Here is a 13,106-nt window from a genome sequence, read left to right as displayed (position 1 = left end):
GGGTTGAGTTAAATGCCTACAAGATCACATGTAAAAATGGTTATTATAACTGGAATGTCAGGTGCTGGAAAGACTGTCGTTGTTCAAGCGTTAGAAGATATCGGTTATTTCTGTGTCGATAATCTTCCTCCTGCTCTACTTCCAAAATTTGTAGAGCTATTAAAGGACCCGGACCACAATACAACAGATAAAGTTGCTCTTGTTATGGATTTACGAGGAAGAGAATTTTTTGATCAGTTAGGGAATTCGTTAGATCAATTAATGTCTACTCCTTCAATCATCCCTCAAATTTTATTTTTAGATGCAACGAATGCCGCACTTGTTACTCGCTACAAAGAAACTCGTCGCTCACATCCACTTTCTCCAACGGGTTCTCCATTAAAAGGAATTGAGTTGGAACGTACTCTTTTAGCCGAGGTAAAAGGGCGTGCACAATTAATTTATGATACTTCAGATTTAAAACCTAAAATATTACGAGAAAAAATAATTGAACAATTTAGAGAAAATGAACAAGAAGGTTTTTCAGTAAATATTCAGTCATTCGGTTTTAAGTACGGAATACCAATTGATGCGGATTTAGTATTTGACGTACGATTTTTACCAAACCCATTTTATATTGAATCAATGCGTCCTTTAACTGGCTTAGATGAAGAAGTTTCCTCTTATGTTCTTAAATTTAATGAGACAACTGAATTTATGCTGAAATTAATTGATTTAATTAGTTTTATGTTACCTCAATATAAAAGAGAAGGTAAACGACAACTAATCATTGCGATCGGATGTACGGGTGGACAGCATCGCTCTGTTACTTTAGCGGAGTATTTAGCTAACTACTATAAGGATCAATATGATACCAATGTTAGTCATCGGGATGTAGAAAAAAGGAGTCATAAGTAATGGATAGTCAACGTTCGAAAATAGTAATAATTGGAGGCGGAACGGGACTATCTGTTTTAGTTCGTGGGTTGAAAAAACATCCCGTTGATATTACCGCTATCGTTACAGTCGCAGATGATGGTGGTAGCTCTGGACGATTACGTGACGAGTTAAAAATTCCACCGCCTGGTGATGTACGAAATGTACTTGCCGCGTTATCAGATGTGGAACCGATGTTGGAAGAATTATTCCAGCATCGATTTGCAACATCTGGAGACCTTTCTGGACATTCACTAGGTAATTTAATGCTAAGTGCAATGACTGCGATTACAGGTGATTTTTACCGTGCAATCATTGAAATGAGAAGGGTATTAAATGTTAGAGGGAAAGTTATACCAGCAGCTAATCAAAGTGTCGTATTAAAAGCTGAATTAGAAGATGGTACAATTGTTTCAGGTGAATCAAAAATTCCTTATTCTGGTAAGAAGATTAAAAGAGTATTTTTAGCACCTGGAAATGTTGAACCTTTAAAAGAGGCGCTTGATGAAATAAATCGTGCTGACTTAATTGTAATTGGACCGGGTAGTTTATATACGAGTATCCTTCCTAATCTATTAGTTACTAAAATCGGGAAGGCTGTTGTAAATTCAAACGCTAAAAAAGTATATGTATGTAATGTGATGACTCAAGCGGGTGAAACTTTGCATTATACAGCTAGTGATCATGTAAGGGCTCTATACCAGCATTTAGATTCAAGTTTTATCGATACAATTATAGTAAATGAAGGCACAATGCCTATAAATATTTTAGAACTTTATAAGGAAGAACATGCTCAACAAGTAAAACTAGATATAAATGAGCTTGAATCTTTAAATCTAGAAATTGTTCATAAGTCGATCGTTAAATATGATGATAATGTGATTAGGCATGATACGGTAAAGTTGGCTGAAATCCTATGTGATCTCATTCCGACAAAAATAAAAGAATAATGAAGAAATATATAGAGCTAGAAGGAGGGGGTGATTCAAATGTCCTTTGCATCAGAAACGAAAAAAGAATTAACAACGATTGAGATCAAAGATTGTTGTTCAAAATCTGAGCTATCCTCTTTAATTCGAATGAATGGTTCGTTATCAATTGCGAATCGCCAATTTATTATAGATGTAGTTACTGAAAATGCAGCAATTGCTAGAAGAATATATGTATTAATTAAACGTGTTTATGATGTGGGCGTTGAATTACTCGTTCGTAAAAAAATGCGTCTTAAAAAGAACAATGTATATATTGTTCGAATAAAAGAAGAAGCGAAACATATTTTAAATGATCTTTATATAACTGGTGAAGGATTTACCTTTACGAATGAAATAGCGAAAGAGCTAATTGCGAAGAAATGTTGTAAACGCTCCTATTTAAGAGGTGCTTTTCTAGCTGGTGGTTCAGTAAATAATCCAGAGACATCTTCATATCATTTAGAAATTTTTTCACTGTATAAAGAGCATACAGAAGAAATTTGTCGTCTAATGAATGAATTCGGATTAAATGCTAAAACACTGGAAAGACGTAAAGGCTATATTACGTACTTAAAGGAAGCAGAAAAAATTACTGAGTTTTTAAACGTTGTTGGTGCACATTCGGCTTTATTAAGGTTTGAAGATATTCGCATTGTAAGAGATATGAGAAACAGTGTTAATCGTCTAGTTAATTGTGAAACTGCGAACTTAAATAAAACGATCAGTGCAGCCTTCAGACAAATTGAAAATATACGTTATATCCAAAGCTCAGTTGGTTTAGATATATTACCGCCAAAGTTACGTGAAATTGCAGAACTTCGAGTAGCGTATGAGGATGTAACATTAAAAGAGTTAGGTGAAATGGTATCTAGTGGCGCAATTAGTAAATCAGGAATCAATCATCGACTACGTAAAATTGATGAAATAGCTGATAAACTAAGAGCGGGAGAACCAATAAAAATAAAATAAAAGTTAAGAGGGAAGAAAAAATGATTGAGAAAAAAGGGAGAGTACTATTAGAAACTGGAATACAGGCTCGTCCAGCAGCACAATTTGTTCAAGTTGCTACGAGATTTCGTTCAGAAGTATTATTAGCTTACAAAGGTAAACAAGTAAACGTTAAGAGTATTATGGGTGTTATGAGTCTTGCTGTTCCTCATGGAGAAGAAATTGTAATTACTGTTACTGGCGACGATGAAGTTGAAGCGATGGAAGCAGTAATGGACTTTATTGGAGAAGAAATTTGATGTAATTGGACATTCACAAGTTGGATGTCCAATTTTTTTCTATAAAAAAACTAGCCGAAAAATTACGGCTAGTTTATTATTATTATTTAATAGATGCAGTATTAGAAATTACTTTATCAATTAATCCGTATTCTAATGCACGGTCTGCAGTCATAAAGTTATCGCGCTCTGTATCACGCTCGATCGTATCTAATGGTTGACCAGTACGATCTGCAAGAATTTTGTTTAATTTATCACGTAAGAACAAGATTCGCTTAGCTGCAATTTCGATTTCTGTAGCTTGACCTTGAGCACCACCTAATGGTTGGTGAATCATAACTTCTGCATTTGGAAGAGCATATCTCTTTCCTTTTTCCCCAGCAGATAATAAGAAAGCACCCATTGAAGCCGCCATACCGATACAAATTGTAGATACTTGAGGCTTAATAAAGTTCATCGTATCATAAATAGCCATACCAGCAGTAATACTTCCTCCTGGACTATTTATGTATAATGAAATATCCTTATCTGGATCTTCTGCTGCTAAAAATAAAAGTTGTGAAACAATTGAGTTAGCTACGTTATCATCGATTGCGCTACCTAACATGATGATGCGGTCTTTTAATAGACGAGAGTATATATCATACGCACGCTCACCACGACTTGTTTGTTCAATAACTGTAGGAATTAAATTCATTTTTTCTCCTCCTTGTTTAAAACAAATGAATGATTAATACAATAATACCTTTAAGGTCAGAAAAGGTCAAATAAAAGAGATGCTATATATAATGTATTATTTAAACTAAAAAATATTGACCTTTTATAACATATCTATTTATCTAATACTTCAACATCATTAACGACTTTTCCTATTATTAAACGTAACTTTATGTAGTTTTTCTTTTGATCAGTTAAAAAACTAATACTTAACTGATTGGAGCATAGTTGAGTCTTATGGACAGAACGTAGAACTTTCCAAGATGAGAACGAAATTTCGTTATTAAAGTGTAAGCTAGTGATAATGAAAAAATGATACGTCTATATATACTAGACAAAGACAACGAAGGAAAAGGCACTCTAAAAAGACTCAAGAAAAAAGCTTTTACTGGTATCAACAAGTCATCAAAAAAACGGAAAAAACCTATAAAATAATGATCATCAAAGAAGACACTCAAATCAACCCCATGTGCATCTTCTTCTTTTTTCCAATTTAAAGAATATTTTCGTACTCAAAAAGAAACCTAAATCATTGCGGTCAGAACATTCTAACGATATAATAAAACATAAGATTTTCTTATAAACCTACGTATAAGCTACATAGCGAAACATCAGCGCACCAATCGAGCCACTCCTTTCAATTACCTACTGAGGCAAGGGTGGGACAGAGTAAACATATTTCTGGTGAAACCAATCGAGCCGCTACTTGCATTAACCTCCTGAGATTGGGGCGACCAAAACACTATACTTGTTTTAACTTTTAAATAAACATGCGTTCGTAGCTCAGTGGATAGAGCAACGGTTTCCGGTACCGTGTGTCGCAGGTTCGAATCCTGTCGAGCGCGCTAAAAATAAACCGAGTGATAAGATCTGTTAATCAACAGAAATATCGCTCGGTTTTTATTTTCTCTGTTAACTCTGAAGATCAGCCCTAAATCCTACTATTACCCTACAACTAAAGATGTACTAAAACTCCGTCCAATGAAGAATGGGTTCCCTTAACTTAAAATCATATATTTAAAGTAAATAAAGGGAGGTCATTCAAATGGACATGAATTCTTGGTTTCTTGAAGAAATGGCACAAATGAATAAAGATGAAATAGAAAGAGAATTAAAATTTAAAGAAACCTATAAACTGTACTCAACATCTAAAAAGAAAAAATACTGCATCGACTTAAAAATCATTAAATTATATATCTAAACTGAAGACTGTTTAAAATATTTACTAAAATTTATCTGCTCTTTTTACTCCTTCTATTTTTTTCCTCTATCCTTTTTCTTAAATATATGATATATTACTCTTTGCGATGAGCTAATTTGAGTAAGACGAGAGATATGCGCAAGCTAAACGCGCGGATGTGGCCGCCCGGTCTCTCGCCTCAAACGCATCAAGACGTCTGCTGCGGCAGGCGTCTTTCTTTTTGTTCATTTCTTTGTGTATAATAGTACATATTATAATTGAAGGGAATGTTTTTGTGTTAACGATTACAGAATACACTGTAGAAGAAATAAAAGATCCATTTGGTATCATTGAAGGGGATCGATATGAGTTTATACTTTATATCAATGTACCAGAGGATGATGAATTATATAATGAAAAAGGTATATACATAAAAGCTCTTTTTGGAGTAAATGGTGACGTGTCGAAATTAATTAAATATGACTTGTATGAAGCTGAATCAAATCAGTATTTAGATTTTGATTTGGAAGATGATGAAGAAAAAGAAGTATTCGAATTTTGTAAAACTCATTTAACAGTTGAAGAATAATATTAATGTGTTATTGAATGACACACTTCAGCTTAGGAGATATCCTTTTTTGGGTATTTCTCAACACACTATTGAGTAATTGTAAACACAGTACCAATTGTGTGTACACACATATAAAACACTAATATTTTGAATAAATGTTACGTTTTGAAAACCTTGATTTATCAAGGTTTTTTTGTTGTGTTTTTAAATAGATAGATTTTTTAGAATATTGGCACATAATTTGCAATATTTAAATTGATTACACAACTTGTCCTTGTAACGCGTAATTCTTTTGTCATTATTTGTAAAAATGTAAGCGTTTCATCGACGAGAAAAATTGAGGAGGTGTAGGATGAATATCTTATTGGTATGTTCTGCAGGAATGTCGACTAGTTTACTAGTTACAAAAATGGAACAAGCAGCTAAGACCAAAGGAATTCAGGCAACAATATGGGCTGTTGCTGGTGATGAGGCAAAAGAAAATTTAGTCAAAGCGGATGTATTACTTCTTGGTCCTCAGGTTCGTTATCTAGTCTCAGAAATGAAGAAACTAGCTGAACCTAAAGGGATACCAGTAGATACGATTAATCCGGTGCATTATGGATTGATGAATGGTGAAGCTGTACTAGAAATGGCTTTAAATTTGAAAAAATAACGGGGAATTAAAAATCTAGAGAGAAAAGAAGGTGTATTTGAATGATGCGTTTTGCTGAGAAGTATATAATGCCTGCCGCAGCGAAGTTTGGTAATCAACGTCATTTGTTAGCGATCCGTGATGCGTTAATTGGAATGATTGCCATTACGATGATTGGAGCTTTTGCTGTACTTATTAATAACTTAGGTGGAGCAATCCACGGCTACGATAAAATGATGGAAACAGTCTTTGGTACAAACTGGAAAACACTAGGCAGTGATATTTGGTGGGGAACATTTGCATTTATGACAGTATTTGCCGTAGTAGGGATCGCGCATAGATTAGCTCGTTCTTATGGTGATGAAGGTTTTGAAGCAATGCTTGTTGCTTTAGCGTGTTACTTTGTACTTGTTCCACAATCATTAGCTGCAGTATCTGTTACGTTAAATGGTGGTAAGACAGCTACAGGCGGAACTTGGGGATTTATTAGTTGGAATTCATTAAACTCAACGGCTTTATTTACAGGAATTATCGTTGCGATTATTGCAACTGAAATTTTTGTACGTTTAGCTAGAGTGAAACAATTAGTTATTAAATTACCAGATGGCGTTCCACCAGCAGTATCAAAAGCGTTTGCAAAGTTATTACCAGGTATGTTAACAATTTTTATCGTTGCATTAGTTGGCTTATTGTTCAGATTATATATTTCGAATGGCGTATTCTTTAATGATTGGTTAAATTCAGTCCTTGTAAAACCATTAACTGATGCAGCAGATTCATTAGGATTTGCAGTTGCGATTGCATTTTTTGTCCATTTCTTCTGGGCGATTGGATTACATGGTCCAAATATTTTAGGGGGTATTACAACTCCTTTATTAACAACTCTAGGTAACCATAACATCGATTTATATGCAAAAGGTGTAACAGATCTAGATAAGTATTCTGTTTTAGCAGGCCCATTCTTAGACGCATTCGTATATATGGGTGGATCAGGTACTACAATCGGTTTACTCATTGCAATGTTCTTAGTTAACCGTAAACGTCATAAACAGATGATTGCTTTAGGAACACCACCAGGATTATTTAATATTAATGAACCAATTATTTTCGGTTTACCAATCGTGTTAAACCCAGTCTGGTTAATACCATTTATCTGTACTCCAATTATTTTAACCATTATTTCTTATTTAGCTGTTCAATCACATATTGTTTTTCCAGTTGTTTCTACAATCCCTTGGGTAACTCCACCAGTTATAGGTGGCTATTTAGCAACAGGTGGTCACTGGAGCGGTGCAGTTTTAGCCCTTGTTAACGTAGTGATTTCAATCGTTATTTACTTACCGTTCGTTGTAGTAGCAGAAAGAATGGAAGCTAGAAAGTCAACTGAAACAACGACAAGTAGTAATTCATTAAATGTATAATAGAATGTGAAGGAGAAGAGTGCAAATGCCTACCGACACAAATAATGAACAAATTGCATTTCAGCTTATATTACATTCTGGTAATGCTAAGAGTTTATTAATGGAAGCGATGTATAAAGCTCGTGATGGAGAGTTCGAGGAAGCTCGTAGAAAAGTAACCGAGGCGAATGCGGAACTTAGGCTGGCTCATCATTCACAAACTTCACTTATACAAAGTGAAGCTGGTGGGCAACGATACAAAATTAATATTCTTTTAGTACATGCACAGGATCATTTAATGAACACTCTTACAACAAGAGATTTAGTAGAGGAAATTATTTATTTGCATGAAAAAATTTCACTTTAATAATTGCTAAAAAAAGTGGTGTAGACTGATTCTACATCACTTTTTTCATAGATTACATAGAACAAATTGTATTATTTAAGTAAGAATCGAAAAGTGTTTTAAAACACTATAATTTAGTGTACTTAAATCACGACACTCTAACAGGATGATAACACACTAAAACAATTTTAGAAGATTAACAAACTAGATTTAACACACTAGATGTTTTAAGTTACTTTCCTTTTAAAGCAAGAAAAAAAGATTTCATGACGATGAGTCCTTATAGGACAAGGTTTCATTGTGTAAATTACATATCTTTGAGAATGTCAGAAAAAGTTGGCACGCCATTTGCTATATAAAGAGTGTACAAAAAAATTTAATTTGTAGATGCTACAAGGAACTGTTTCATACTTTTAAACAAACCTGTAACCGCTACACTAATTCTAAAACTGGAGGAATAACAATGAATATTTTATTAGCTTGTTCAGCAGGAATGTCTACTAGTTTACTAGTAACTAAAATGGAGGATGCAGCAAAAGCAAAAGGGATCGAAGTAAAGATTTGGGCAGTTTCAGGCGATGCTGCAAAAGAAAATTTAGATAAAGCAGATGTTCTTTTATTAGGACCACAAGTACGTTATTTAGCTGCTGAAATGAAAAAAGTTGCCGAGCCAAAAGGGATACCAGTTGATGTAATCAATCCAGTACATTATGGACTTATGAATGGTGAAGCTGTTTTAGAATTGGCACTTAGTTTAAAAAAATAGTCATGTATGTTTCATACATTTTAAACAAAAGGGAGTCTTAAAAAATGATGAATTTTGTAGATAGATATATAATGCCAGCTGCAGCAAAGTTCGGTAACCAACGTCATTTATTAGCAATACGCGATGCGTTAATCGGGATGATTGCCATTACAATGGTCGGCTCATTTGCAGTTTTATTTAATAATTTAGGTGGAGCGATCAAAGGTTACGATAAAATGATGGAAGCTCTTTTTGGAGTGAATTGGAAAACACTTGGCAGTGATATTTGGTGGGGAACATTTGCATTTATGACTGTATTTGCAGTTGTAGGGATTGCTTATAAATTAGCTCGTTCTTATGGTGATGAAGGATTTGAAGCAATGCTTGTCGCTTTAGCGTCATATTTTGTACTAGTGCCACAAACATTAAACACTGTAACGGTTACATTAGAAAATGGAAAAACGGCTACTGGTAGTGTTTGGGGGTTAGTGAACTCTACTTATACTAATTCAACTGCACTTTTTACCGGAATAATCGTCGCCATTATTGCAACAGAAATTTTTGTTCGCTTATCAAGAGTAAAACAATTAGTTATTAAATTACCAGATGGTGTACCACCAGCAGTTTCAAAAGCATTTGCAAAGCTATTACCTGGTATGCTAACAATCTTTGTGATCGCGATTGTTGGATTGCTATTCAGATTATATTTATCGGATGGAGTATATTTTAATGATTGGTTAAGCTCAGTACTTGTTAAGCCATTAACGAATGCTGCAGACTCTTTACCGTTTGCAATCGGTATAGCATTCTTTATTCATTTCTTCTGGATGCTTGGCTTACATGGACCAAATATACTAGGTGGGATTACGACACCTTTATTTACAGCTTTAGGAAATGAAAATATTGATTTAGCAGCAAAAGGTGTTACAAAGTGGAGTGAATACAATGTAATGGCAGGCCAGTTCTTTGATGCATTTGTATTCTTAGGTGGATCAGGTGCTACATTAGGGTTAATCATTTCAATGATATTAATTAATCGAAAACGTAATAAACAAATGATTGGATTAGGTGGGGCACCAGGTTTATTCCAAATTAATGAACCAGTTCTTTTCGGATTACCAATCGTGTTAAATCCAATGTGGTTAATTCCATTCATTGGTACACCAATTATCTTAACAGTTATTTCATATTTAGCGATTTCTTTAGGTATGGTTCATCCAGTAACTACTAATATTCCATGGGTAACACCACCAATTTTAGGTGGGTGGTTGATTACAGGAGGACATTGGACAGGTGCAGCCTTAGCAGCATTTAACTTAGTTATCTCAGTGGTCATCTATTTACCTTTCGTTGCATTACAAAGACGAATGGAATCTAAAAAAATGAGAGAAGCAGCAAATAATCAAAGTGCTGCTATGTAATGCAGTTTGAGGAGGATACGAAATGAGTACTTTAACGACAATCGAGCAAACAGCATTCCAATTAATCTTACACGCAGGAAACGCAAAAAGCTCATTAATGGAAGGTATGCAGGCTGCTCGAGCGGGTAATTTAGAAGAAGCAAATAGTAAGATTGAAGAAGCAAAGAAAGAATTAAATCTTGCGCATCAGGCACAAACTTCATTAATTCAAGGTGAAGCACGTGGTGAGAATGTTGAATTAAGTATCTTATTAATTCATGCTCAAGATCATTTAATGAATGCATTAACGATGAGAGATTTAGTATCAGAAATAATTTTCCTACATGAAAAATTAAATAAATAAGAAAAAAGAGAAAAGTAGTTTCATAGAATGACCGGGCTACTTTTCTCCTATCATATAGAAGGAGTGAAGAAAATGAGAAACGGTATTAAAATAGCAACAATTGGTGGCGGTTCAAGTTATACTCCAGAATTAGTAGAAGGATTTATTAAACGTTATGATGAACTACCTGTAAGAGAGCTATGGCTAGTGGACATTGAAGAAGGTAGAGAGAAACTTGAAATCGTTGGAAATCTTGCGAAAAGAATGGTAGAAAAAGCAGGAGTACCAATGGAAATTCATTTAACACTTGATCGTCGTGCTGCTCTTAAAGATGCTGATTTTGTTACGACACAATTTCGTGTAGGCTTACTTGAAGCTCGTATGAAGGATGAGCGTATTCCTTTAAAATATGGGGTAATTGGTCAAGAAACAAATGGTCCAGGTGGTCTGTTTAAAGCACTTCGTACAATTCCGGTTATTTTAGATATCGTTAAGGATATTGAAGAGCTTTGTCCAAATGCATGGCTAGTAAACTTTACGAATCCTACAGGTATTTTAACAGAAGCGATTTTAAGATATACAAATTTCCGTAAAGTAGTTGGTTTATGTAATGTACCAATTCATATTCACATGAACATTGCAAAAGGTCTAGGGGTAGAAGCTGAGCGTGTGCATATTGATTTTATGGGATTAAATCATATGGTTTACGGAACGAAAGTATTATTAGATGGAGAAGATGTAACAAGTCGTGTTGTAAGTGAGTTTGCACGCCCTGCTGAAAGTATGACGATGCAAAATATTAAGGCAATGGATTGGAATCCTGATTTTATAGAAGCACTTGGAGCGATTCCATGTCCGTATCATCGTTACTACTATCAAACGAAAGTAATGCTAGAGGAAGAGCTTGAAGCAGCGAAAAAAGATGGTACGCGTGCTGAGGTTGTAAAAAAATTAGAAGAATCATTATTCGAATTATATAAAGATCCTAATTTAAATATTAAGCCACCACAATTAGAAAAACGCGGCGGAGCTTATTATAGTGATGCTGCATGCCGATTAATTTCATCTCTATATAACAATAAAGGTGATATCCAACCTGTTAACACAATGAATAACGGTGCTATTGCATCAATTCCAGATGATTGTGCTGTTGAAGTAAGTGCCGTTATTACAAAAGACGGTCCGAAACCAATTACGATGGGTGACTTGCCGGTTGCAGTACGCGGTTTAGTACAACAAATTAAATCATTCGAACGTGTTGCTGCGGAAGCTGGAGTATCAGGTGATTATAAAACAGCATTACTTGCTATGTGTATCAACCCTCTAGTTGGATCTGATCATTTAGCAAAACAAATTCTAGATGAAATGTTAGAGGCTCATAAAGAGCATTTACCTCAATTCTTCAAAAACGAAAAAGTAGCAGCAAATTAACGATTAAAAAGAGGGATGTAGCTCGAATGAAAGAGTGCATCCCTTTTAATTATACTAAATGAAAAAAGGGGAATGAATGATGACGAAGCTTATTGTGAATGCAGATGATTTCGGATATTCAAAAGGTGTAAATTATGGCATTATTGAATCACATTTGAATGGAATAGTGAACTCCGCAACAATGATGATGAATATGTATGCTGTGGAGCATGGAATTGAATTAGCAAAATTACATCCTACATTAGGATTAGGTGTACATCTTGTATTAACTGCGGGCAAACCTTTATTATCAGGTCTACAAACAATCGTAGATCAAAATGGGGCATTTCTTAAAAATAGTTATTGGTATGACAATCCAGCTATTAATGTTGAAGAAGTTGAAAAGGAATGGGATGCTCAAATTCAAAAGTTTCTTTCTTATGGATTGAATCCTTCACATCTAGATAGTCATCATCATGTACACATGATCCCAATTCTACACCCAGTCATTGCAAAATTATCTCAAAAGTATGATCTCCCAGTACGAATTTCTCCAAAGAGTCAAATAGACGGAATCACACCTCTTACAGATCAATTATTAACCGACTTTTATGGTAGTGATATTCCATTAAACTATTTTGAGACAATAGAAGACAGAATAAATAATAGTGTTGAGTCAGTAGAGGTTATGGTACATCCTGCATTAGTAGATAATCATTTAAAAAATGGTACATCCTATTGCTTTGAGAGATTAACAGAACTAGATATCTTAACGAACTCAAAACTTCCTGAGGGAGTAGAGCTAGTAAAGTATTAATATAGTGTAAAAAGCCAGTTCTTCATCGAAGTAACTGGCATCAGAGTATTGAAATATAAAATGGTCAATAGGGAAACGGACATTAAATTGAACTTATTTATGATGAAATGATCATTTTTTGGATGATTTATTAATGGTTATAAATGTTAATATTTTGAGCAATTTCACGATTTCAATAATCACTAGTAATGATTTTTTTCAGAGGTTAAAAATACTATGAGCTAATTTTTAGAAAAACAAATTCAGTTGATTAGTTTAATTAAAGTTCGATATTAGTTGACCTGCAAACTGATTAATACACAGCAGTTAGGTTACTCTAAGTAAAGGCTATTTGATTATGATTTTATTGCAGACTTTTTTCGATGAATAAGTTGATTGGAACGGAGGGGTGCTCGACTCCTATGGGATAAGCGGGAAGGCTGAGACCCCGC

15 protein-coding genes and 1 tRNA gene are annotated in these 13,106 nt (G+C 34.4%); 15 read left to right on the top strand and 1 reads right to left on the bottom strand.

Annotated elements, in window-relative coordinates; all coding sequences use genetic code 11:
• The first annotated feature begins 12 nt into the window (after window positions 1–12).
• The 4 genes from rapZ to CN946_RS09545 are packed head-to-tail and all read left to right on the top strand — an operon-like array spanning window position 13 to window position 3,133.
• A complete protein-coding gene (gene rapZ / locus CN946_RS09560) occupies window positions 13–897 on the top strand; it encodes an RNase adapter RapZ (RefSeq protein WP_098231993.1) in 885 nt (294 codons plus the stop codon).
• On the top strand, window positions 897–1,865 hold the full coding sequence (locus tag CN946_RS09555) for a gluconeogenesis factor YvcK family protein (protein WP_098860916.1): 969 nt from the start codon (window positions 897–899) through the stop codon (window positions 1,863–1,865). Before rapZ ends, CN946_RS09555 begins: the two co-directional genes overlap by 1 nt.
• A gap of 39 nt (window positions 1,866–1,904) precedes the next feature.
• Window positions 1,905–2,855 carry a DNA-binding protein WhiA gene (whiA, locus tag CN946_RS09550; protein WP_098860915.1) on the top strand — a complete coding sequence of 317 codons (951 nt, stop codon included), beginning with the start codon at window positions 1,905–1,907 and terminating at the stop codon, window positions 2,853–2,855.
• Between the two features lie 20 nt (window positions 2,856–2,875).
• Window positions 2,876–3,133, top strand: coding sequence for an HPr family phosphocarrier protein (locus CN946_RS09545; protein ID WP_025568719.1), 258 nt, complete (start codon window positions 2,876–2,878; stop codon window positions 3,131–3,133).
• Between the two features lie 82 nt (window positions 3,134–3,215).
• Here CN946_RS09545 and clpP read toward each other — a convergent pair whose 3' ends face one another.
• Window positions 3,216–3,809 (bottom strand): ATP-dependent Clp endopeptidase proteolytic subunit ClpP, encoded by a 594-nt coding sequence (gene clpP / locus CN946_RS09540; RefSeq protein ID WP_098860914.1) that lies wholly within the window; start codon window positions 3,807–3,809, stop codon window positions 3,216–3,218.
• A 792-nt stretch (window positions 3,810–4,601) separates the two neighbouring features.
• Between clpP and CN946_RS09535 the strand changes: the two genes are divergently transcribed.
• The 11 genes from CN946_RS09535 (at window position 4,602) to chbG (ending at window position 12,675) form a co-directional block, all read left to right on the top strand.
• Window positions 4,602–4,674: transfer RNA gene (locus tag CN946_RS09535), tRNA-Arg, on the top strand.
• Window positions 4,675–4,874: 200 nt separating this feature from the next.
• Complete coding sequence (locus tag CN946_RS23425) at window positions 4,875–5,030, top strand: hypothetical protein (protein WP_176547277.1); 156 nt, start codon at window positions 4,875–4,877, stop codon at window positions 5,028–5,030.
• A gap of 274 nt (window positions 5,031–5,304) precedes the next feature.
• On the top strand, window positions 5,305–5,598 hold the full coding sequence (locus CN946_RS09530; protein WP_098860913.1) for a DUF6509 family protein: 294 nt from the start codon (window positions 5,305–5,307) through the stop codon (window positions 5,596–5,598).
• A gap of 334 nt (window positions 5,599–5,932) precedes the next feature.
• Window positions 5,933–6,235 carry a PTS sugar transporter subunit IIB gene (locus CN946_RS09525; protein ID WP_098860912.1) on the top strand — a complete coding sequence of 101 codons (303 nt, stop codon included), beginning with the start codon at window positions 5,933–5,935 and terminating at the stop codon, window positions 6,233–6,235.
• A 41-nt stretch (window positions 6,236–6,276) separates the two neighbouring features.
• Complete coding sequence (locus tag CN946_RS09520) at window positions 6,277–7,635, top strand: PTS sugar transporter subunit IIC (protein ID WP_098860911.1); 1,359 nt, start codon at window positions 6,277–6,279, stop codon at window positions 7,633–7,635.
• 25 nt (window positions 7,636–7,660) lie between these two features.
• The gene (locus CN946_RS09515; protein ID WP_098860910.1) at window positions 7,661–7,981 is read left to right on the top strand and encodes a PTS lactose/cellobiose transporter subunit IIA; all 321 of its coding nucleotides are present in this window, start codon (window positions 7,661–7,663) and stop codon (window positions 7,979–7,981) included.
• Between the two features lie 442 nt (window positions 7,982–8,423).
• Window positions 8,424–8,726, top strand: coding sequence for a PTS sugar transporter subunit IIB (locus CN946_RS09510; RefSeq protein ID WP_097973524.1), 303 nt, complete (start codon window positions 8,424–8,426; stop codon window positions 8,724–8,726).
• Between the two features lie 44 nt (window positions 8,727–8,770).
• A complete protein-coding gene (locus CN946_RS09505; protein ID WP_098860909.1) occupies window positions 8,771–10,126 on the top strand; it encodes a PTS sugar transporter subunit IIC in 1,356 nt (451 codons plus the stop codon).
• 22 nt (window positions 10,127–10,148) lie between these two features.
• Window positions 10,149–10,469, top strand: a complete 321-nt coding sequence (locus CN946_RS09500; protein WP_098428533.1) for a PTS lactose/cellobiose transporter subunit IIA — start codon at window positions 10,149–10,151, stop codon at window positions 10,467–10,469.
• Between the two features lie 72 nt (window positions 10,470–10,541).
• Complete coding sequence (locus CN946_RS09495) at window positions 10,542–11,879, top strand: 6-phospho-beta-glucosidase (protein WP_098860908.1); 1,338 nt, start codon at window positions 10,542–10,544, stop codon at window positions 11,877–11,879.
• Window positions 11,880–11,958: 79 nt separating this feature from the next.
• Window positions 11,959–12,675: a chitin disaccharide deacetylase gene (chbG, locus tag CN946_RS09490; RefSeq protein ID WP_098860907.1), complete on the top strand. Its 717-nt coding sequence runs from the start codon at window positions 11,959–11,961 to the stop codon at window positions 12,673–12,675.
• Window positions 12,676–13,106 lie beyond the last annotated feature (431 nt).

Source organism: Bacillus sp. AFS053548, assembly GCF_002575105.1.
Classification (GTDB): domain Bacteria; phylum Bacillota; class Bacilli; order Bacillales; family Bacillaceae_G; genus Gottfriedia.
This window is presented reverse-complemented; position numbering and strand designations above follow the sequence as displayed.